The sequence below is a fragment of the Solimonas variicoloris DSM 15731 genome (assembly GCF_000382285.1).
Taxonomy (GTDB): Bacteria; Pseudomonadota; Gammaproteobacteria; order Nevskiales; family Nevskiaceae; genus Solimonas; species Solimonas variicoloris.
Window position 1 is genome coordinate 456,101 of record NZ_KB907925.1, and the last position, 21,551, is coordinate 477,651.

The 21,551-nt window shown below is 70.2% G+C and carries 20 protein-coding genes; 16 read left to right on the forward strand and 4 right to left on the reverse strand.

Annotation, left to right across the window (positions count from 1 at the left end; translation table 11 throughout):
• From H149_RS0102205 to H149_RS0102220, 4 genes are all read left to right on the forward strand, one after another.
• Entirely contained in the window at positions 1–1,650 is a 1,650-nt protein-coding gene (locus tag H149_RS0102205) for a hypothetical protein (RefSeq protein ID WP_020648095.1), read from the forward strand.
• Positions 1,650–3,128, forward strand: coding sequence for a cellulase family glycosylhydrolase (locus tag H149_RS0102210; RefSeq protein ID WP_020648096.1), 1,479 nt, complete (start codon positions 1,650–1,652; stop codon positions 3,126–3,128). The genes H149_RS0102205 and H149_RS0102210 overlap by 1 nt, the downstream gene beginning before the upstream one ends.
• A 100-nt stretch (positions 3,129–3,228) precedes the next feature.
• Positions 3,229–3,999 carry an SDR family oxidoreductase gene (locus tag H149_RS0102215; RefSeq protein WP_026352765.1) on the forward strand — a complete coding sequence of 257 codons (771 nt, stop codon included), beginning with the start codon at positions 3,229–3,231 and terminating at the stop codon, positions 3,997–3,999.
• Positions 4,000–4,081: 82 nt separating this feature from the next.
• On the forward strand, positions 4,082–4,849 hold the full coding sequence (locus tag H149_RS0102220) for an SDR family NAD(P)-dependent oxidoreductase (protein ID WP_020648098.1): 768 nt from the start codon (positions 4,082–4,084) through the stop codon (positions 4,847–4,849).
• Positions 4,850–4,861: 12 nt separating this feature from the next.
• On the opposite strand, the gene H149_RS0102225 is transcribed toward H149_RS0102220, so the two are convergent.
• Positions 4,862–5,506 carry a MarC family protein gene (locus H149_RS0102225; protein ID WP_020648099.1) on the reverse strand — a complete coding sequence of 215 codons (645 nt, stop codon included), beginning with the start codon at positions 5,504–5,506 and terminating at the stop codon, positions 4,862–4,864.
• 100 nt (positions 5,507–5,606) lie between these two features.
• Here H149_RS0102225 and H149_RS0102230 point away from each other — a divergent pair, with 100 nt between their 5' ends.
• The 4 genes from H149_RS0102230 to H149_RS0102245 all read left to right on the forward strand — a co-directional run bounded on the left by H149_RS0102230 (position 5,607) and on the right by H149_RS0102245 (position 9,064).
• Complete coding sequence (locus tag H149_RS0102230) at positions 5,607–6,050, forward strand: nuclear transport factor 2 family protein (protein ID WP_020648100.1); 444 nt, start codon at positions 5,607–5,609, stop codon at positions 6,048–6,050.
• Between the two features lie 125 nt (positions 6,051–6,175).
• Entirely contained in the window at positions 6,176–7,666 is a 1,491-nt protein-coding gene (locus H149_RS0102235) for an FAD-dependent oxidoreductase (protein ID WP_026352767.1), read from the forward strand.
• 11 nt (positions 7,667–7,677) lie between these two features.
• On the forward strand, positions 7,678–8,607 hold the full coding sequence (locus tag H149_RS0102240) for an NAD-dependent epimerase/dehydratase family protein (RefSeq protein WP_020648102.1): 930 nt from the start codon (positions 7,678–7,680) through the stop codon (positions 8,605–8,607).
• A gap of 4 nt (positions 8,608–8,611) precedes the next feature.
• Positions 8,612–9,064, forward strand: coding sequence for a nuclear transport factor 2 family protein (locus H149_RS0102245; RefSeq protein ID WP_020648103.1), 453 nt, complete (start codon positions 8,612–8,614; stop codon positions 9,062–9,064).
• 118 nt (positions 9,065–9,182) lie between these two features.
• On the opposite strand, the gene H149_RS0102250 is transcribed toward H149_RS0102245, so the two are convergent.
• Positions 9,183–9,860, reverse strand: coding sequence for a TetR/AcrR family transcriptional regulator (locus H149_RS0102250; protein WP_169518300.1), 678 nt, complete (start codon positions 9,858–9,860; stop codon positions 9,183–9,185).
• A gap of 81 nt (positions 9,861–9,941) precedes the next feature.
• Here H149_RS0102250 and H149_RS0102255 point away from each other — a divergent pair, with 81 nt between their 5' ends.
• From H149_RS0102255 to H149_RS0102265, 3 genes are all read left to right on the forward strand, one after another.
• The gene (locus H149_RS0102255) at positions 9,942–11,138 is read left to right on the forward strand and encodes an oxygenase MpaB family protein (protein ID WP_211213517.1); all 1,197 of its coding nucleotides are present in this window, start codon (positions 9,942–9,944) and stop codon (positions 11,136–11,138) included.
• Positions 11,139–11,211: 73 nt separating this feature from the next.
• Positions 11,212–12,873 (forward strand): SulP family inorganic anion transporter, encoded by a 1,662-nt coding sequence (locus H149_RS0102260; RefSeq protein WP_020648106.1) that lies wholly within the window; start codon positions 11,212–11,214, stop codon positions 12,871–12,873.
• A complete protein-coding gene (locus H149_RS0102265) occupies positions 12,870–13,427 on the forward strand; it encodes a GNAT family N-acetyltransferase (RefSeq protein WP_020648107.1) in 558 nt (185 codons plus the stop codon). Before H149_RS0102260 ends, H149_RS0102265 begins: the two co-directional genes overlap by 4 nt.
• Positions 13,428–13,506: 79 nt before the next feature.
• Here H149_RS0102265 and H149_RS21910 read toward each other — a convergent pair whose 3' ends face one another.
• A complete protein-coding gene (locus tag H149_RS21910) occupies positions 13,507–14,361 on the reverse strand; it encodes an energy transducer TonB (RefSeq protein WP_083930759.1) in 855 nt (284 codons plus the stop codon).
• Between the two features lie 162 nt (positions 14,362–14,523).
• Here H149_RS21910 and H149_RS0102275 point away from each other — a divergent pair, with 162 nt between their 5' ends.
• From H149_RS0102275 to H149_RS0102285, 3 genes are all read left to right on the forward strand, one after another.
• The gene (locus H149_RS0102275; protein ID WP_020648109.1) at positions 14,524–15,285 is read left to right on the forward strand and encodes an SDR family NAD(P)-dependent oxidoreductase; all 762 of its coding nucleotides are present in this window, start codon (positions 14,524–14,526) and stop codon (positions 15,283–15,285) included.
• Between the two features lie 84 nt (positions 15,286–15,369).
• Positions 15,370–15,864 (forward strand): nuclear transport factor 2 family protein, encoded by a 495-nt coding sequence (locus H149_RS0102280; RefSeq protein WP_020648110.1) that lies wholly within the window; start codon positions 15,370–15,372, stop codon positions 15,862–15,864.
• A 13-nt stretch (positions 15,865–15,877) separates the two neighbouring features.
• Positions 15,878–16,375, forward strand: a complete 498-nt coding sequence (locus H149_RS0102285) for a hypothetical protein (RefSeq protein WP_020648111.1) — start codon at positions 15,878–15,880, stop codon at positions 16,373–16,375.
• 3 nt (positions 16,376–16,378) lie between these two features.
• Here the strand turns inward: H149_RS0102285 and H149_RS19410 are convergent, their stop codons facing one another.
• Complete coding sequence (locus H149_RS19410) at positions 16,379–17,005, reverse strand: TetR/AcrR family transcriptional regulator (RefSeq protein WP_020648112.1); 627 nt, start codon at positions 17,003–17,005, stop codon at positions 16,379–16,381.
• 199 nt (positions 17,006–17,204) lie between these two features.
• Between H149_RS19410 and H149_RS0102295 the strand changes: the two genes are divergently transcribed.
• Together H149_RS0102295 and H149_RS0102300 are read left to right on the forward strand one after the other, a co-directional pair.
• Positions 17,205–18,395, forward strand: coding sequence for an efflux RND transporter periplasmic adaptor subunit (locus tag H149_RS0102295; protein ID WP_039747762.1), 1,191 nt, complete (start codon positions 17,205–17,207; stop codon positions 18,393–18,395).
• On the forward strand, positions 18,395–21,550 hold the full coding sequence (locus tag H149_RS0102300; protein WP_020648114.1) for an efflux RND transporter permease subunit: 3,156 nt from the start codon (positions 18,395–18,397) through the stop codon (positions 21,548–21,550). Before H149_RS0102295 ends, H149_RS0102300 begins: the two co-directional genes overlap by 1 nt.
• The last annotated feature ends 1 nt before the right edge of the window (position 21,551 follow it).

The window sequence follows — 21,551 nt, forward strand, 5'->3', positions numbered from 1 at the left end:
ATGAAAAAGCTGCTGGCGGTCCTGCTTCCCGTGCTGCTGACGCTCGGTGCCTGCGGGCGCAGCGAAACATCGGCGAGCGATCCCCCGGCCATGCCGTGGCCGGATACGCCGTTCATGCCGCAGCCGGACCCGTCCGCCGTGCTGCTGCCGTGCATCCCGGTCGGCACGATCGGACTCGAAGGCACGCTGGGCCGGGAGGACGATACCCGGCCCGCAGCGACCGGCCCGGACCTCGGCAACGGTCTGGCCGCCGATGCCGTCGGCAGCGGCCCCGCGGACCTGCCGGAACAGGTTTTCCTGCGTACGGACACCGAGACCTTCAACCGCCGCTACCAATTCGCGCTGCGCGACGGCAAGGTCTGGTTCAAGTCGAACACCGCCGTCACCGGCATCCGCCAGCCGTGGGCCGCGGTGACGATGCCGGCGTGCCTCGCCGGCACCGTGATCGGCATCGCCGTCGACGACGACGAGCTGATCGCCATCCGTGCCGACGGCGGTATCTACGGCATGGACAACGCGCTCAAGGACTACGCGCGCTTCAACTGGTCGTCGCGATGGGGCGCGCCGCTGTGGCTAGGTCTCGGCTACCAGCTGCCGCCGGACTACCGGGCCTGGAGCTGGACCGTGATTTCGCCCGCCGAGGACGTGCACTGGACCGATCCCGCCGACAACCTGCACGCGGTCGGCAACGGCAAGGTGTCGCACATCTGGTCGCTGCGCGCGGACGGCCAGCGCTACACCCTCAACGATCCCTGGCTGCCGCCCGACGGCAGCTACGAAATGTGCGGCCCGCGCCGCGGCCAGTTCCGCGGCGTGAATCTGTCGGCCAGTGGTTCGACGATCTTCACCGTCAATCGCTACGGCGATCTCTACACGCGCAACTACGATTTCGATCTGTGCGGCGACGATGGCGTGTTCTTCGACTATTCCTACGAAGACCAGCGCGGCGTCAGCAATCCGGCGATCCAGCTGCCGACCTTCGACTGGCAGCGGCAGCCGAAGATCCGCGGCGCGATCACGCAGAACATCAGCGTGCACAAGGTCGGCGTCGACATGGCGCACCGCATCCTTCGCGTTGAAGGCGAGGATGCCGCGGGCCATACCGGCTACTGGGAGAAGGACTACCGGGACATGGACGCCTCGCACTGGGCCTTCATCCGCACCGACCAGCCCTTGCGCGGCGTGCTGCTCGACAACCGGCCGTACGACAGCTCGCTGGACGACGCAGCGCCGAGCGAAGACGCGTACTTCTCCCGCAACATGGACCAGCTCGCGGCGCTGGCTGCGCATTCTTCGGTCAGCGGCGATGACGACTGGGCCGGCGAGCTGCCCGATTTCAACTTCTACTGCCCGCCGCAGGCGCTGCGCATCTGGTTCGCGCCGGATCAGCATCTCGATCTGATCCTGCACACCGTCGACACCATCCGCCAGCTGCCGGCCAGCCGCGGTCTCGGCGCGACGCCGCGCCGTTTCAGCGGCGACATCGAAGTTCCGGCCGAGACTCTGGCCGCGCTCGACACGCTGCCGGCGAAATCGCGGCAGTTCATCCAGCTCTATCTGAAAGACCAGCGCCACACCGGCGTCACGCTGCGCGGCACCAGCACGCGGATCACGATCACGGAGTTCGGATGGCAGTTCGAAAGCCCGTGATGCGGTGGTGCCGCGCTGCGGCGGCCGCGGCCCTGATCCTCGGCGTGGCCGGCTGCGGCTCGTCCGACGCACCGACGCCGGCCGAGGCGCTGCCGCGTTCGACCGGGCCGCTGCGCGCGGACGGCCGCTGGCTGCGCGACCAGCAGGGCCGGGTGGTGATCCTGCACGGCCTGCAGCTCGCGCACAAAACCGCGCCGTACTATCCGCCGCCGGAGAGTTTCACTGCGGACGACGTGCGGCTGATGCGCGACGCCGGCTTCAACGCGGTCCGTCTGGCCTGGTTCTGGAAAGGGCTGGAACCGGAGCGCGGGCAGTACGACGCCGACTATCTGGCCCAGTACCTGCGGCAGGCGCGGCTGATCGCCGAGCAGGGCTTGTTCGTGATGCCGGAGTTTCATCAGGATCTCTACAACGAGCAGACCCTCGGCGCCGGCTTTCCCGACTGGGCCACTCTGAGCGACGGTCTGCCGGCCGTGCCCGACGCGGGCGCGCTGAACCTCTACAACCTCGCCGCTGCGCGCGCGTTCGACAATCTGTACGCCAATCGCGACGGCCTTCAGGACGCCTTCGCCGACGCCTGGCGGCAGGTCGTCGTCGCCCTGCGGCCCTATCGCGCGCAGCTGGCCGGCTACGACCTGTTCAACGAGCCGGCGGCCGGCACGCAGAACCTGCTCTGCTCGCAGCCGGCCGGTTGCCCGCAGTTCGATCGGCTGTCGCTGCAACCTTTGCAGGACAAGCTCGCGGCGGCGGTGCGGGCCGAGGATGCCGACGGCATCGTCTGGTACGAGCCGCATACCTTCTTCGACTTCAGCGTGTCGTCCTGGCTGGCCGCGCCGCCGGCGGGCATCGGCGCGGTCGGCTTTGCCTTTCATGCGTACTGCCTGCCGGCGATCCTCACCGGCCAGCCGGATCAGGAATCGCAGGCGCCGGCTTACGGCCTTTGTCCCGCGCTCGACGGCCGGGTTTTCGATAACGCCGAGGCCACCGCGGCGCGCATGGCGGCGCCGCCGCTGTTCAACGAATTCGGCGACACCCAGGATCTGCACCAGATCCGGCGGCTGATCGCGCTCGCCGACAGCCGTCGCATCGGCTGGATGTACTGGGGTTACAAGGACTGGGTCGACGTGCCCGGCGGCGCCGGCGACGGCGGCCTGTTCGACGATGACGACGACAACCGTACGCTGCGCGGCGCCAAGCTCGACGTGCTGTCCGAGCCCTATCCGATGGCCGTCGCCGGCACGCCCGAGCAATACGGCTACGATCCGGACCGCCGCACGTTCGAGCTGCGCTACACGCCGGACCCTGCGCTTGCCGCGCCGACGCTCGTGTTCACGGCGCCGCGCCAGTACCCCGCAGGCTATCGGCTCGAACTCAGCGGCGGGCGCGTCGTGTCCGCCGAAGGCGCGGCCGTGCTCGGCGTGCAGCCCGTGCCCGGCGCCAGTACCGTGATCCTCCGCCTGCGGCCGCCCGACGCCTGAGCGCCGGCCCTGCGCGGCCGGCTCGTTCAGAGAGATGAGGCCGGCACCGCCGCGGCTGCGTACAGTGCGCGGGAACACTCGCCGAGGCTGCAGAACGAGGATGGCGCAATCACCGAGAACCGTGCTCGTCACCGGCGGCGCCAAGGGCGTCGGCCGCGGCATCAGCGAGCGCTTCCTGGCGCAGGGCGAGGCGGTCGTCGTCTGCGGCCGCGAGGCGCCGGACGCGCTGCCGGAGGTCGACGGCCGCCGCGCCGAGTTCATCGCCGCCGATGTGCGCGATGCCGCCGCGGTCGAGGCGCTGTTCGCGCAGATCGCGCAGCGCCACGGCCGCCTCGACGTGCTCGTCAACAACGCCGGCGGCGCGCCGTTCGCGATGGCCGACAAGGCCTCGCCGCGCCTGCACGAGAAGATCATCCAGCTGAACCTGCTGGCGCCGCTGCACCTGGCGCAGAAGGCCAACGCGATGATGCAGGCGCAGCCGCGCGGCGGCGTCATCGTCTTCATCGGCAGCGTCAGCGGCCTGCGCGCCTCGCCGGGCACCGCCGCCTACGGCGCCGCCAAGGCCGGCGTGCTGAATCTGGTGCAGACGCTGGCCGTCGAATGGGCGCCGAAGACGCGCGTCGTCGCCGTCAGCCCCGGGCCGGTGCTGACCGAGCATGCCGACCTGCATTTCGGCGATGAGGCGGGCGTCGCCGCGGTGGCGCGGACGATCCCGCTCGGGCGCCTGGCGACGCCGGCCGACATCGGCGAGGCCTGCGCCTGGCTGGCCTCGGACGCTGCCGCCTATCTGTCCGGCACCAACCTCGTGCTGCACGGCGGCGGCGAGCGGCCGGCCTTCCTCGACGCGGCGACCGCGAACCGGGACGGCTGAACGCCGGCCGGGGCGGCCGGATCGACGCCGCCGTGCAGGCGCGGACGTGAACGCGGCGGATCACCGCCAGGCAGCGGGAGACATGGCGATGCGCAGACTGGCAGGCAAGGTGGTGATCGTCGCCGGTGGCGGCTCCGGCATCGGCGCGGAAACGGCGCGGCGTCTGGCCGATGAGGGCGCGGCCGTGCTGGTCGGCGATCTCGACGGCGTCGCCGCCGAGCGCGTCGCCGCCCGCATCGTCGCCGACGGCGGCACGGCGCGCGGCCAGCACTGCGACATCGCCGACGAGGCCAGCGTCGCGGCGCTGGTGCAGGCCGCGGTCCGGGACTGGGGCGGTCTCGACGGCATTCACGTCAACGCCGCCGACATGCGCGCGCTGCTCGACGACACCGACGCGCTCGACGTGCCGCTGGACATCTTCGACCGCACGCTGCGCGTCAATCTGCGCGGCCATCTGCTGTGCACGCGCGCCGCGCTGCCGGCGCTGCTCGCGCGCGGCGGCGGCGCGATCGTCTATACCAGCTCCGGCGCCGCCGACATGGGCGAGCCGACGCGCGTGTCGTACGCCGTCAGCAAGAGCGGCCTGCAGGCACTGATGCGGCACGTCGCGACACGCTGGGGCAAGGCTGGCGTGCGCGCCAACGCGATCGCGCCCGGCCTGGTGCTCACCGAACAATTGCGCGAGCACTTTCCCGAGGATCTGCGGCAGGCGACGCTGGCGATCACGCGCAGCCCGCGCCTCGGCCGTTCCGAGGACATCGCGGCGGTGGTGGCGATGCTGATGTCGGACGACGGCGCCTGGATCAACGGCCAGGTGCTGGGCGTCGACGGCGGCGCGCGGCTGCGCTGAGCGTGCGGGCGCTCAGTGCGCCGGGCTGCCGAGCACCGGGAACAGCACCAGCAGTCCCGAGGCGATGAAGCCGATCGCGATCGCCGACAGGATCAGGCCCATGATGCGGGTCGCGATGTTGAGGCCGGTCTGGCCGATGAAACTGGTGAGGAAATCGCTGGAGCGCATCGCCAGCCAGGTCAGCAGCGCGACGATGAGGATGTCGACGAGCAGCACCGTCATGCCGAGCGGGCCGCCGGATTTCTGCGCGTAGATGATCGCGGCGCTGATCGCGCCGGGGCCGGCGAGCAGCGGGATGCCGAGCGGCACGACGCCGACCTGGCGCTTGTCATGCGCCTCGCTCTGTTCCTCGGGCGTCTGGCGCGTGTTGCCGGGGCTGGCGTTGAGCATGGCGATCGCCATCAGCAGGATCAGGATGCCGCCGCCGACCTTGAACTCGGGGATGCTGATGCCGAACAGCGCGAGCAGGAATTCGCCGGCCAGCGCCGAGACGATCAGGACCACGGCGATCGTCATCGCCGCGTAGCGCGCGGTCAGTGCCCGGTGCGCGCGGCTGTCGCCGGCGGTGAGCGTGGCGATTGCCGAGACGCCGAGCAGCGGATTGACGATGACGATCAGGCCGATCAGCGTGTGCAGGCCGCTCAGCAGCAGGCTCATGGGAATTCCGGGTCGGCGCGGGATCGGCGGCAATGGCCGGACTGTAGCGAATCGGCGGCGCGCTGCGTAGCGGACGCCGTGGACGACGGGGGAGACGGGCATGGACGACGCACGCGCGATCGAGCATCTGCTGTACCGCTATGCCGAGCACATGGATGACGGCGACTTCGCCGCGATCGGCGCCCTGTTCGCGCGCGGCCGCATCGTCGCGCCGGCGCTCGGGCTGGCCTACGAAGGCGCCGAGGCGGTGCGGGCGCTGTACGAGGCCAGCGCGCGGCGCTACGCGGACGGCACGCCGCGCACGCAGCACCTGGTCAGCAATGTGCGCATCGAGATCGACGCCGGCGCTGCCGGCGCGCGGGCCTGGTCGCGCTATACCGTGTTCCAGGCCGTCGAGCGCCTGCCGCTGCAGGCCATCATCGCCGGCCGCTACGAAGATCGCTTCGCGCGCGACGCGGCCGGCTGGCACTTCGTCGAGCGCGTCCTGCGCACCGACCTGCTCGGCGAGCTCGGCCATCACCTGCTCTACGAACTGCCGCGCTGAAGACCGCGCGCGCGGCGCTCACCTCATCCGCTTGAGCGATTTTTGCGTGCCGGCCAGCCACTAGGCTGCGCCTATTCGAGACGGCGCACCGACGCCGCACTGGCAGGCCCGAGAGGAGAATCCGCATGAGCGAGGCGTCCGCCCCGTATTCGCGTCATCGTCCGTGCCGGCCGCACGAAGTGCCGCGCTGGGATCTGGAGACCGAGGTCGCGATCGTCGGCTTCGGCGCCGCCGGCGCCAGCAGCGCGATCGAAGCGGCCGGGCTCGGCGCGAAGGTGACGCTGTTCGAAGCCGGCTCCGGCCACGGCGGCACCTCGGCACTGTCCGGCGGCGAGATTTATCTCGGCGGCAGCGGCGGCACGCCGATCCAGCGCAGCGCCGGCTTCACCGACGACACCGAGGATCTGTACCAGTACCTGCTGATGGCCGGCGGCCCGGACGCCGACGCCGACAAGTGCCGGCTCTACGCCGAGCAGAGCCTCGCGCACTACGAATGGCTGGTCGCGCAGGGCGTGGTCTACAAGAATTCCTTCATTGCGCAGCGCATCGTCGAGCCGGTCAGCGACGATTGCCTGATCTGGAGCGGCAGCGAGGAAGCCTGGCCGTTCCGCGAGCGGGCGCGGCCCTGTCCGCGCGGCCACACGCCGCAGTGGATGGGCATGGGCGGCGGCAAGTATCTGATGGACGTGCTCGCCGCGCGCGTGCAGGCACTCGGCGTCGATGTCCGCTGCGATGCGCGCGCGGTCGCGCTGATCGCCGACGACGCCAACCGCGTGATGGGCCTGGTCGTGCGCCGCGACGGCCGCGACCGTTTCGTGCGCGCGCGCCGCGGCGTGATCCTCTGCGCCGGCGGTTTCATCATGAACCGCGCCATGCTGCAGCAGCACGCGCCGCAGCTGCTGCGCGCCAACACGCCGATCGGCACCGTCGACGACGGCGCCGGCATTCATCTGGCGCAGAGCGTCGGCGGCCATGCGATCCACATGAGCGAGGGCTTCGTGACGCTGCCCTGGTATCCGCCGGAATCGCTGATCCGCGGCATCTTCATCAACGAGCAGGGCCAGCGCTTCATCAACGAGGACGGCTATCACGGCCGTACCGCGCAGGCGATCCTGCAGCAGCCGGGCACGCGCTTCTATCTGCTTGCCGACGGCGAGATCTTCAAGGAGCCGGAGTTCAGCGACTTCGCGCGCATCCGCATCGCCACCGCCGGCGAGAGCTGGGCGGAAGTCGAGCGCGATCTCGAACTGCCGGCCGGCGCGCTGACCGGCACCGTCGAGCTTTACAACGCGCATGCGGCGCGCGGCGCCGACCCCTTGTTCCACAAGCAGCCGAAGTGGCTCAAACCGCTGACGCAGCCGCCGTTCGTCGCGCTCGACTGCCGTATCGACTACTGCACCTACTTCACGTTCACGCTCGGTGGCATCGACACGCGGCCGGGCGGCGAGGTGCTCGATGCCGGCCGCGCGCCGGTGCCGGGGCTCTACGCCGCCGGCCGCACGACCAGCGGCCTGCCGCGCTGGGGCGCCGGCTACAGCTCCGGGCTGTCGCTCGCCGACGCGACGTTCTTCGGGCGTCAGGCCGGACGCAGCGCCGCGCTGCGCAACGGGGTTTGAAAGGAGGCGCCATGCCAGACGATGTTCTCGTGCTCGGCGGGACCGGCCTGATCGGCGGCCACGCCGCGCTGCACCTGCAGTCGCTCGGCCATCGCGTGACGATCGCCGCGCGCCGTCCGCCGCAGCCCGGCAGCGCGCTGGCCTCGCTGCCGTTCATCGAAGGCGATTACATCAGCGGCGAGGGCTTTCCGCCGCCGCGGCTCGCCGGCTTCGACACGCTGGTGTTCGCCGCCGGCAACGATATCCGCCACCTCGCGCGCGACGCCGACGCCGACGCGCACTGGCAGCGCGCCAACATCGAGGGCGTGCCGCGCTTCTTCGCCCGCGCCCGCGCCGCCGGTGTGCGCCGCGCCGTGCACGTCGGCAGTTTCTATCCGCAGGTGCGGCCGGAGCTGGTCGAGCGCGTGCCGTATGTGCGCTCGCGCCATCTCGCCTGCGCCGGCGTGCGCGCGCTGGCGACGCCGGATTTCCACGTGACCTCGATCAACGCGCCGTTCGTGGTCGGCCGCGTGTCGGGCCTGAAGGTGCCGATGTTCGATCTGTACACGCGCTACGCGCTCGGGCAGATGGCGCCGATGCCGGTGTTCGCGCCGGCCGGCGGCGTCAACTTCATCTCGACGCGCTCGCTGAGCGAGGCGATCGCCGGGGCGCTCGCGCGCGGCGAATCGGGCAAGGCCTATCTGGTCGGCGACGAGAATCTCAGCTTCGCCGATTACATGACGACGGTCTTCCACGCCGCCGGACAGGACATCGTCGTGCCGGCGCGCGACGAGAATCATCCGCTGCTGCCGGACGCGATGATCTATGCCGGCCGCGGCACGCTGCTGTACTACGAGCCGGACGCCGCCGAGGTGGCGCTGCTCGGCTACCGGCGCGGCGACGCGCGGCCGGCGATCGTCGAGGCCGTGCGCCAGGCCAAGGCGATGATCGGGGCGGGCTGAGGCCATGCTCCCGAACGAAGTGGCCGACGCGCTCGAAGCGATCCGCTGCCTGAAGGCGCGCTATTTCCGCGGCGTCGACGGCAAGGACGCCGCGCTGCTGCGCAGTGTCTTCACCGACGATGCCGTCACCGACTTCCGCAGCGAGTCGCCGGACGGCGATGCGTCATTGCTGCAACGCGACCCCGACGCCTTCGTCCGCAACACGCTCGCCGTGCTCGACGGCACGGTCACCGTGCACAGCGCCAGCATGCCGGAGATCGAGCTGTTGTCGGCCGACGAGGCGCGCGGCCGCTGGACCCTGCACGACCGCATCTGGGTGATCGACGCGGCGCGCTGCCCCTTGCCGTTCCGCTCGCTGCAGGGCTGGGGCTATTACCACGACCGCTACCGGCGCGGCGCGCAAGGCTGGCGGATCGCCGCGACGCGGCTCGAACGGCTCAAGGTGCTTGTCGACTAACGAAGGCTGGATCGCGCCGTCGTCGCGAGGCCGCGCCGCGGCCGTGGTGATCCAGCACCCCACTGGCGTCGTGCGCGGCTGGACGGCTTCGTCGCCTGCGCCTCGCAATGACGGTGGATCAACTCTTACGAGCTTTCCTGGCGCTGCCGGCGGCCTTCACGCGTGCCGCCGGCGTGCGCCGCCGCGCCGCGGGCTTCGCCGGCGCCGCGCCGCGCAGGTAGGCCGCGAGCAGGTCGGCGAGCGCGTCGATCACCTCGTCGCGCGACAGCAGCGGCGCGTCGAGGCTCAGGTAGTGCGCGACCGTGTAATGCAGCGAATTGATCGCCACGAACAGCGCCGCCGGCAGGTTCGGCACGCGGTATTCGTCGTGATGGCGCAGCAGGTAGAGGCGGCAGTGCTCGAACATGCGCTGTTCGAGCGCCTGAAAGGTTGCCCCGGTGCGCAGGCGGTGCCAGTGGCGGACCAGTTCGCGCTGCGCCGGATCGCGCTCGACCTGCTCGAACACGGCCTCCAGCACGCGCTGCGTCACCGTATGCGGGTCGGCGTCGAGCAGCGTGCGCAGGCGGGCGTCGACGGCGGCGAGCAGACGCTGCGCGTGTCGCTGCAGCAGCGCCTCGACGATCGCATCCTTGCCGGCGAAGTACTGGTACAGCGAGCCGATGCTGACGCCGGCACGCGCGGCGACGTGGTTGGTCGTGGTCGCATCGAGGCCGCGCGTGCCGATCTCGCGCTCGGCGGCGTCGAGCAGCGCATCGACCATCTGCCGGGACCGTTGCTGCGCGGGCTGTTTTCTCATCGGCACGGACGCGAGTTGAATGCGAGCAAATGCTCGCATTAGCGTGCCGGCATGGACAAGGCCGCCGCTCCCGCATCGCCCGTGCCGCGCCGTCACGGCGCCGATCCGCAGGTCGCACGCCGCATCGCGCGGCCGCTGCGCCGCCTGATCGACGGCGATCCGGAACCGACGCCGGCGCAGTGGCAGGCGCTCGGCGCCGCGTGGACGCAGGGCGATGCGCCGATGGACCGGCTGCTGGCGTGGATGGTGAGCGAAGGGCTGGCGCGCAGCCGGCCGCTGTTCGATCTCGCTGCCGCGCGCGGCATCGAGGCGCTGCCCGACGCGCCGGTGCCGCTGCGCGAATTCTTCTGCCGGATCGAGGCGACGCCGGACTGGGTCGATGCGGCGCGGCGCGACGAGGGCGCCCGCGTGTCCGGCATCGCCGGTCTGACCGGGCTCGACGTGCTGCGTGATCTCGGCCTGCTCGCCGGCTATCAGGCCGCGGCGATCAATCGCACGCTGCTGCTCACCGGCGCCCTGGAGAAGGGCGCGCAGCGTCGCGTCGCCGAGACCACGCAGTGGTGGGTCGCCTGCACGCGGCCCGGCGGCATGGCGCGCGGCGCGCCGGGCTACGTGGCGACGCTGCAGGTGCGACTGATCCACGCGCTGGTGCGGCGCCGCGTCGCCGCGCGGCCGGATTGGGACGCCGACGAATACGGCCTGCCGATCAACCAGGGCGATCTGCAGGCGACCTACCTCGCGTTCTCGGTGATCTACCTGTTCGGTCAGCGCCTGCTCGGCGTGCCGCTGCGCCGCCGCGAGGGCGCGGCGGTGATGCATCTGTGGCGCTACATCGGCTGGCTGATCGGCGTCGAGCCGCGCTGGCTCTGCGATACCGAGCAGCAAGGTCGCGTCGCCCTCTATCAGAACCTGCTGGCGCAGGCGCCGCCGGACGAGAGCAGCCGCCTGCTCGGCCGCGCCCTGCGCGACGAGCCGCTGCAGCGCCACTACGCGAACTTCGCCGCGCTGCGCGGCCGCTGGAACCGCGCCAAGCATCTCAGCATCGCGCGCAGCTTCATCGGCGCGCGCGGCATGCGCGCGCTGGGCCTGCCCGACGGGATCTGGCCCTGGTATCCGCTGCTGAGCGCGCCGCCGCGCCTGCTCGTGCACCTCGGCTGGCGCGCCTGGCCGGGCGGCCGCGAGCGGCTGATCCGCCGCGGGCTCGCCGCGCAGCAGGACTATCTGCGCGTGCTGTTCGGGCGCGACCGTCCGGCGCTCGCCGCCGCGGACGGCGTTTGACGCAAATCATCGCGGGGGGAGGGGGCTGGAGTTGTATCATTGCGCCCCTTCCAGTCATGCAAGGGATCCGCACATGATCGCGGTCGTCGAGGCAGCGAGGGCCGGCCTGTTCGGGCGCCGGCACTGGGTGCCCAATCTGGTCGCCGGCCTGATCGTCGGCATCGTCGCCCTGCCGCTCGCCATGGCCTTCGCCATCGCCAGCGGCGCCAAGCCCGAGCAGGGCATCTACACCTCGATCATCGCCGGCCTCGCCGTGTCGCTGTTCGGCGGCTGCCGCATCCAGATCGCCGGTCCGACCGGCGCCTTCATCGTCATCCTCGCCGGCATCACCGCGCACTACGGCATCGACGGCCTGATGCTGGCGACGCTGATGGCCGGCATCATCCTGATCCTGCTCGGCGTCGCCCGTTTCGGTGCCGTCATCCGCTTCATTCCCGATCCGGTCATCACCGGCTTCACCGCCGGCATCGGCGTCATCATCTGGGTCGGCCAGTGGAAGGAATTCTTCGGCCTGCCGGCGGCCGGCGGCGCGCACTTCCACGAAAAGCTGCTGCATCTGCTGCAGTCGCTGCCGCAGCTGCATCCGGCGACCACCGCGCTGGCGGCGCTGAGCCTGCTGCTGGTGCTGTACGGGCCGCGCCTGCCGGGTCTGGCCCGCGTGCCGGGGCCGATGCTCGCGATGGTCGTCGCCACCGTGCTGCAGTCGGTCTTCCACTTCGAGGGCGTTGCGACCATCGACAGCACCTTCGGCGGCATCCCGCGCGGTCTGCCGCACTTCGCGCTGCCGGACGTCAGCTTCGACCGTCTCATCACGCTGGTGCCGGCGGCGTTCACGATCGCCATGCTCGGCGCGATCGAATCGCTGCTGTCGGCGGTCGTCGCCGACGGCATGGCCGGCACCCGCCACGACTCCAACCAGGAGCTGATCGGCCAGGGCATCGCCAACGTGCTGACGCCGCTGTTCGGCGGCTTCGCCGCGACCGGCGCGATCGCGCGCACCGCGACCAACTTCCGCAACGGCGGCACCGGGCCGCTGGCCGGCATCGTGCACTCGGTCACGCTGGTGCTGATCCTGCTGCTGGTTGCGCCGCTGGCCGGCCGCATCCCGCTCGCCGCGCTCGCCGCGATCCTCTTCGTCGTCGCCTGGAACATGAGCGAGGCCAAGCACTTCGTGCGCATGGCCCGCACCGCGCCGCGCGCCGACGTCGGCATTCTGCTGATCACCTTCGGCCTGACCGTGTTCACCGACCTCGTCGTCGCCGTCAACATCGGCGTGATCCTGGCGATGCTGCAGTTCCTGCGCCGCATGTCCTCGTCGGTCGAGGTGCAGAAGCTCGACGAAACCAAGCTGCAGGCCGAACTCGCCGCCGCCGGCCACGCCGCGCTGCCGCACGACGTCATCGTCTATTCGATCGACGGGCCGTTCTTCTTCGGCGCAGTCGAGAACCTGGAGCGCGCGCTGCAGCAGACGCACACCGATCCGCGCTGCATCGTCATCCGCCTGAACCGCGTGCCGTTCATGGACATCACCGGCATCCAGACGCTCGAAGAGGCGATCCAGAACCTGCAGCGCCGCGGCGTGCGCGCGATTCTCTGCGAGGCCAATCACCGCGTGCTGCGCAAGCTGGTGCGCGCCGGCCTCGTGCGCCGCGACGAGCGGCCGATTCGCTACTACCGCGAGTTCGCGCACGCCATCGACAGCGCTGCCGCTACCCCCGCCGCCGCGCCGGCATGAGCGAGGCGGCGTTCGTCGTCGCCAGCCCGCGCCTGCGCCTGCGCGAGGTCGACGACGGCGACGCCGCCTTCATCGTCGAGCTGCTGAACACGCCGGGCTTCCTGCGCTACATCGGCGATCGCGGCGTGCGCGATCACGCCGGCGCCCTGCGCTACATCGCCGAGGGCCCGCGCGCGAGCTACGCGCGCCACGGCTTCGGGCTCTATCTCGTCGGGCTGCGCGCGACGGCGACGCCGATCGGCCTCTGCGGCCTGCTGCGCCGCGAGACGCTGGATGCGCCCGACATCGGTTTCGCCTTCCTGCCGGCCTACGAAGGCGGCGGCTACGCGCACGAGGCGGCAGCGGCCGTGCTGCAGTACGGCCGCGACACGCTCGGCCTGCACCGCGTCGTCGCCATCGTGCAGACCGGCAACGCCCGGTCGATCCGTCTGCTCGAAAGGCTCGGTCTGCGCTACGAAGGTCCGGTCGAGCTGCCGGGCCACGGCGGGGAGGGCGCGCTGTACGGGGCGGCCGATCGCGAAACCGCAGTCCGGATGGCAACGGCCGCGAGCTGAGTGGAAGCGGGGCCTGCGCCGCGGCGGAAGCAACGGCGATTGGTTCTGCGGCGGTTCTGCCGCCAAGCGATCCCAGGCGTCAGGGCGAGGCGGTCGATGTGCTGGCGAGTCCCGCTTCCAGTTCCGGAAAGCGGATGATGACCGACTGCAGATCGAGCTGGCCCGCAATCAGCTGCTGGCTGAAGCGCTCGCAGTAGCGTCCCCGTTCGTCGGGTGGCAGTGCTCGCAGCCAAGCCGCCGCCGACGCGACCGGCTGGTCGCTCGTCGACTGCAGCTCCCATTCGAGGCGCTGCTGTGGATCGCGGATCGTCGGATCGCCGGACTGGCGGCGCACCTGCTCGTAGTAGCGTTCTTTGTAGGCGTTGATCTGCGCGGCGACGCTGTCGTTGCGTTGATGCCAGGCCAGCAGCGCCGCCTGCACGGCGTCCGCCTGCTCCGGAGCGCGCGAACTGCAACCATGGCCCATGACCGCGACGAACTTGCGCATGTGCAGCGCCTGCGACACGCCGGCGAGCGCCGGAGGGACCAGCCCCTGTTGCGGCGCGAACGTCACCTTCATTTTGCCCCAGGCGCTGGCAGGCTGGCCGTCGACGATGGGCGGCGTGAATCGGCAGGGGCGCATGGCATCGACCGCGGCGCGATCGAGACGCTCGAAGCCGCTGGATTGCGCCACTTCGATCTTCTCCACATGACCATCTGCGGCCACGAGCAGCGACAGCAGCACCGAGCCGCTTTCGCCGGCGATCAGTGACTCTCGCGGATAGGCTGGCGTGGCGCAGGTACCGGGCAGGCCTTTCACGGCCGGCAGGTCGTCATGGTCCGCGCCGGCTCTGGCGCCGGCGAGCGGCAGCAGCAGCGGCAGTGTCAGCAGCGCGGCGCGGATCGATCGGGTGAGTCCCATAGGGTGCGGCAAGCAGCGGCGGTTGGCGGGCATGGCGGGATCGAGTGAAGCTCCATGTCGACCATACCGCTTGCTGGCACGGCGTGCTCATCGAAGGCGTGCTTCGCGATCGTCCCTATGGAGGATGCCCCGGATGCCGCCAGCTCCGCATGATCGGCGTGGTTCGATCACACGATGACAGACGAGGAGTGCGGCATGGCGACGTTTCCGAAGGGCGCGGTGCTGGTGTTCGGCGGCAGCGGCGGCATCGGCCAGGGCGTCGCCCGGACGTTTGCGGCGGCCGGCAGCGATGTGGCGATCGCCTATCGCGCGAAGCAGGACGTCGCCGAGCGCGTCGCCGGCGAGATCAAGGCGCTCGGCCGCGCGGTGACGGCGCATCGTACCGACGTCACCGTGGCGGCGCAGGTGCAGGCGACGGTCGCCGAGGTACTCCAGGCGCACGGCCGCATCCATACCGTGGTCTGGGCGGCCGGCCCGGTCGTCGAGCAGGTGTTCCTCAGCCAGGCCGACGAGGCGCTGTGGAAGCGTTCGATCGACATCGAGGTGCATGGCTTCTATCACGCGGTGCAGGCGACGCTGCCGGCGATGCGCGAGGCCGGCGGTGGCTCGTACGTGCATCTCGGCTCGGCCGGCCACCTGTGGTTCCCGCAGCGCGACGGCCTGTCCGTCGTGCCGAAGGCGGCGAACGAGGCCTTCATCAAGGGCATCGCCAAGGAAGAGGGCGCGCACAACATCCGCGCCAACTCGGTGCTGGTCGGCGTGATCGAGGCCGGCATGTTCCTCGAACTGACCAAGCGCGGCGTGTTCGACCAGAAGTGGATCGACGAGACGCAGAAACTGCTGTGCCTGAAGCGCTGGGGCCAGCCGGAGGACATCGGCAACGCCGCGGTCTACCTCGCCACCGCGAACTACGTCACCGGCCAGCAGATCAACGTGTCGGGTGGCTTCGGCGTCTGAGCGGGTGTCATCCGGACGCATGAGGCCGCGCCGCCGGCTTCGCGCCAGAGTCGTCGCGAATCCGCAGCCGACCGAGGAGAAGCGATGTCCCTGCCGCTCGAAGACCTGGAACTGATCCGGCGCCTGAAGTACGCCTATTGCCGCTGCATCGACACCGCCAATTTCGCGGAGCTCAAGGACCTGTTCACCGAGGACGTCAGCGTGCGCTACGTCGGCGGCAGCTACGTGTTCGAAGCCGCCGGCCGCGACGTGGTGCTCGAGGCATTGGCCAACGCCTTCCACTCGGAAGCGATCGCCGTGCATCACGTCAATCATCCGGAGATCGATTTCGTCTCGCCGACCGAGGCGACCGGGCAGTGGTACCTGAAGGACTGGTTCCTCGATCTGCGCAACAAGATCATCACCGACGGCACCTCGTTCTACCGCGACACCTACGTCAAGCAGGACGGCCGGTGGAAGATCAAGCGCGCCAGCTACGAGCGCGTCTACGAGATCGTCACGCCGTTCACCGACGTGCCGAACATCACCGCGCACTACCTCGCCCGGCACGGCCGCAAGCTGCCGCCGCTGGCCGCCTGAAGCCCCGCTGCCGATGCGCCTGCCGCGCCGCCTGATCGTCCGCGATCTGGGCGTGATCGCGCTGGCGCTCGGCGTCTGGCGCGGCAGCCACGTCCTGCACGACGCCGCTTCGGCGTACGCGTGGCCGGCGGCGCTCGCCGCCGGGCTGCTGATTCCGCTCGCCGCTTTTCTCGTGCACGAATGGGGGCATCTGGTCGGGGCGCGGGCCAGCGGTGCGCGCGTCGTTTACGCCGAGCGGATCCGCAGCGTGTTCCTGTTCCGCTTCGACGTCGCCCGCAACGACCGCCGCCAGTTCCTGGCGATGTCGAACGGCGGTTTCGCCGCCAGCCTGCTGCTGCTCGCGCTGCTGGGTACGCGGCTGTCGGTGCGCTATCCGGGCGACGCGATCGCACTCGGCTTCGCGGCGCTCGGCGTGCTCGCCACACTCGTCCTCGAAGTGCCGGTCGCCTGGCGTGTCTGGCGCGGCGCCGCGTTGCCGACCGGCGCGGCGTTCGTGTCCGGTCGCGACTGAAGCTCAGCGCGTTCCGCCGTTGCCGGCCGGCGGTTCGCGCAGCAGGGTCTGCATCGTCAGCCGCAGCGCCGCGAGCAGGCCCTCGCGGTCGAAGTCCGGATTGACCAGGGCGCGGATCGCCAGGCCGTCGAACAGGGCCGCGATCAGGTTGGTGCGGCCGTCGAGCAGGCGCGGGTCGGCGGCCAGCGCCGGATTGGCGGCGATCAGCGTTTCCTTCATCTTCGCCATCGCCACGCGGTCGGATTCGCACAAGGTGCCGAGAATGCCGGGGCTGCGCGCCGCCTCGGCGAGCACCTCGATCGTCATCGCCGCGCTGGCGCGCTCGGTCTGCTTGGCCATGCCTTCGTCGACTTTCTCGACGAGGGCGGCGAGCACGTCCGGGTGGCGGCGCAGCTCGTCCATCTTGTCGACGACTTCCTGCGCCTTGGCCTCGACCATCGCGCGAATGATCGCTTCCTTGTTCTCGAAGTAGTGATAGATGTGGCCGACGCTCATGCCGGCCGCTTTCGAGATCTCGGCCATGCTGGCGCTATGGAAGCCGCGCCGCTGAAAGCATTCGGCGGCGGCGGCCAGGATCTGGCGGCGACGCTGCTCGTTGCGTTCGGGGTTGCGGGGCGCTGCATCGGTCATGGGGTCCTCTTGAGGTCGTCGGGCTTGTGGCGCGCGACACCCAGGCCTAGAATGAACGCTCATTCTAAACTCTTGCGTCGACTTCGTCGCGCCCGCACACTGGCTTTCGGTTCATGAGCCGGTGAAGCGCAAGCCCGTTATTGCGTTGCGCAGCGCTTCGACGCCCCTTCAGCCCGTCGTGCCCCCGCACTCTATGGCCATGTCCCCGATTTCCGCACCGTCCGAAGCTGTGAAGCGCTCCGGCCTTCGTCCTGTCGCCTGCGTGGCGTTCGCCGTGCTCGCCGCCTGCGGCGGCAAGGCCGAGCAGGCCGCGCCGCCGCCGCCCGAGGTCAGCGTCGTGACGCTGAAGACGCAGGCGGTGCCGCTGACGACCGAGCTGCCGGGCCGCACCACGGCCTATCGCGTCGCCGAGGTGCGGCCGCAGGTCGGCGGCGTGGTCCTCAAGCGCCTGTTCACGGAGGGCGGCGAGGTTAAGGCCGGCCAGCCGCTGTACCAGATCGATCCGGCGACCTATCAGGCCAGCTACGAGAGCGCCAAGGCCGCGCTGGCGCGCGCCGAGGCGCAGGCCCAGTCGGCGCGGACGCTGGCTGAGCGCTACGAGGGTCTGGTCGCCGCCAACGCCGTCAGCAAGCAGAGCTATGACGACGCGGTCGCGGCGAATCTGTCCGCGCAGGCCGACGTCGCCTCGGCCCGGGCGGCGCTCGAGACCGCGCGCATCAACCTCGTCTATACCAAGGTGTTGGCGCCGATCTCGGGCCGCATCGGCCGCTCGTCGGTGACCGAAGGGGCGCTGGTCACCGCCGGCCAGACGACGGCGCTGGCGACGATCCAGCAGCTCGATCCGATCTACGTCGACGTCACCCAGCCGGCGACGATGCTGCTGCGCCTGCAGCGCGAGTTCGCGAGCGGCCAGCTCAAGAAGGTCGGCGAGCAGCAGGCCGAGGTGAAGCTCAAGCTCGAGGACGGCAGCGCCTACGAGCACGCCGGCAAGCTGCAGTTCGCCGAGGTCACGGTCGACCCGAGCAGCGGTTCGGTGACGCTGCGCGCGGTGTTCCCGAATCCCGAGGGCCTGCTGCTGCCGGGCATGTTCGTGCACGAGCAGATCCAGGAAGGCATCGACGAGACCGCGCTGCTGGTGCCGCAGCAGGCGGTGACGCGCGACCAGCGCGGCGACGCGACGGCGCTGGTCGTCAACGCCGAGAGCAAGGTCGAGCCGCGCGTGCTGCAGACCCGCCGCACGGTCGGTGACCAGTGGCTGGTGACCGGCGGCGTCAAGGCCGGCGAGCGCGTGATCGTCGAGGGCGTACAGAAGGTGCGGCCCGGTGCCGTGGTCAAGGCTGTCGAACAGGGCGCCGCGCCCGCCGCCGCTCCGCAGACCGGAGCGCGCTGATGATCAATTTCTTCATCGACCGCCCGATCTTCGCGTGGGTGGTCGCGATCGTCATCATGCTCGCCGGCGTGCTGTCGATCCGCTCGCTGCCGGTCGCGCAGTATCCGGCGATCGCGCCGCCGTCGATCTCGATCAGCGTCAGCTATCCCGGCGCCTCGGCCGAGACCGTGCAGAACACGGTCACGCAGGTCATCGAGCAGCAGCTGTCCGGCATCGATCACCTGATGTACTTCTCGTCCGAGAGCAACAAGGACGGCAGCATGACGATCACGCTGACGTTCGAGCAGGGCACCAACCCGGACACCGCGCAGGTGCAGGTGCAGAACAAGCTCTCGCTGGCGCAGCCGCAGCTGCCGACGGAAGTGCAGCAGCAGGGCATCCGCGTCGCCAAGGCGACGCGCAACTTCCTGCTCGTGGTCGGTTTCGTGTCGCGCGACGGCCGCATGGACCGCAACGACATCGCCGACTTCATCGTCTCCAATGTGCAGGATGCGATCAGCCGCACCAAGGGCGTCGGCGACTACCAGGTGTTCGGCTCGCAGTACGCGATGCGCATCTGGCTCGACCCCGCCAAGCTGAACAGCTACAGCCTGACGCCGGTCGACGTGAAGAGCGCGATCCAGGCGCAGAACGTGCAGATCTCGTCGGGCGAGCTCGGCGGCCTGCCGGCGGTGGCGGGCCAGCAGCTCAACGCCACGGTCATCGGCCCGACGCGCCTGCAGACGGTCCAGGATTTCGAAAACGTGCTGCTGCGCGTCAACGCCGACGGCTCGCAGGTGCGTCTCGGCGACGTCGCCCGCATCAGCTTCGGCGGTGAGTCGGAAGCGATACACGCGCTGTACAACGGCCAGCCGGCCTCCGGCATCGCCGTCAAGCTGGCCAGCGGCGCCAACGCGCTCGACACCGCCGCCGCCGTGCGCGCGACCATCGAGAAGCTGCGGCCGAGCTTCCCGCAGGGTCTGGACGTGGTCTATCCGTACGACACCACGCCGTTCGTGCGCTTGTCGATCGAGGAAGTGATCAAGACGCTGTTCGAGGCGGTCGTGCTCGTCTTCCTCGTCATGTATCTGTTCCTGCAGAACCTGCGCGCGACCTTCATCCCGACGATCGCGGTGCCGGTGGTGCTGCTCGGCACCTTTGCGGTGCTGGCCGCGGCCGGCTTCACGATCAACACGCTGACGATGTTCGGCATGGTGCTGGCGATCGGCCTGCTGGTCGACGACGCCATCGTCGTGGTCGAGAACGTCGAGCGGGTGATGGCCGAGGAAGGGCTGTCGCCGAAGGACGCGACGCGCAAGTCGATGCAGCAGATCACCGGCGCGCTGATCGGCATCGCCCTGGTGCTGTCGGCGGTGTTTCTGCCGATGGCGTTCTTCGGCGGCTCGACCGGCGTCATCTATCGCCAGTTCTCGATCACCATCGTCTCGGCGATGGCGCTGTCGGTGCTGGTCGCGCTGATCTTCACGCCGGCGCTGTGCGCGACGATCCTCAAGCCGGCCGCGCACGGCGAGCACGCGCCGCGGCGCGGCTTCTTCGGCTGGTTCAACCGCTTCTTCGACGCCAGCAACCGCTGCTATGAATCCGGTGTGCACCGCGTGCTGCGCGGCACTGGCCGCTACATGGTGATCTACGTGGTGCTCGTCGTGGCGATGGGCTGGCTGTTCACGCGCATCCCGACGGCGTTCCTGCCGGACGAGGACCAGGGCCTGATGTTCATTCAGGTCACGGCGCCGCCGGGCGCGACCAACACGCGCACCGACGCAGCGCTGGCGCAGGTTCGCGATTACCTGCTCAACGAGGAGAAAGCGGTCGTCAACTCGGTGTTCACGGTCAGCGGCTTCAACTTCAGCGGACGCGGCCAGAACTCGGGCATGGCCTTCGTCATGCTCAAGGACTGGGCCGAGCGCCCCGGCGCGCAGAATCGCGTGCAGGCGATCGCCGGCCGCGTCATGGGCCGCTTCGCCGGCTACAAGGACGCGATGATCTTCGCGATCGCGCCGCCGGCCGTCGTCGAGCTCGGCAATGCGACCGGCTTCGACTTCGCGCTGCAGGATCGCGGCGGACTCGGCCACGCCAAGCTGATGGAGGCGCGGAACCAGCTGCTCGGCATGGCGGCGCAGAACCCGCTGCTGATCGCGACGCGTCCGAACGGCCTGTCCGACGAGCCGCAGTACAAGGTCGACATCGACTGGGAGAAGGCCAGCGCCTACGGCCTGACGATCGGCAACATCAACGACACGCTGTCCTCGGCCTGGGGCTCCTCGTACGTCAACCAGTTCATCGACCGCGGTCGCGTCAAGCGCGTCTACATCCAGGGCGACGCGCCGTCGCGCATGAAGCCCGAGGATTTCGGGCAGTGGTACGTGCGCAACAGCGCCGGGCAGATGGTGCCGTTCTCGGCCTTCTCCAGCGGCCACTGGATCTACGGCTCGCCAAAGCTCGAGCGCTACAACGGCATCGCCTCGGCCGAGATCCTCGGCCAGCCGGCGCCGGGGCACAGCAGCGGCGAGGCGATGCAGCAGGTCGAGGCGATGATCGCCAAGCTGCCGGCCGGCATCGGCTACGAATGGACCGGCCTGTCGTACGAGGAGCGCCAGTCCGGCGGCCAGGCCCCTGCGCTGTACGCGATCTCGATGCTGGTCGTGTTCCTGTGTCTGGCGGCGCTGTACGAGAGCTGGTCGATCCCGCTGTCGGTGATGCTGGTCGTGCCGCTCGGCGTGCTCGGCGCGGTGCTGGCGACGCTGCTGCGCGGCCTCGGCAACGACGTCTACTTCCAGGTCGGCCTGCTGACCACGATCGGCCTGTCGGCGAAGAACGCGATCCTCATCGTCGAATTCGCCAAAGCCAACTACGAACACGGCATGGGTCTGGTCGAGGCGACCGTGCACGCCGCGCAGCAGCGTCTGCGGCCGATCCTGATGACCTCGCTCGCGTTCATGCTCGGCGTGCTGCCGCTGGCGATTTCGACCGGCGCCGGCTCCGGCGGCCAGAACGCGATCGGCACCGGCGTGATCGGCGGCATGATCGCCGCGACCGTGCTGGCGATCTTCTTCGTGCCGGTGTTCTTCGTCTGGGTGCGCAAGTTCGTCGAAGGCGAGCGCGTGCGTTTGCAGAACGGCCCGGCGCCCGTGGCCAAGCAGACCGCGGAGCACTGAC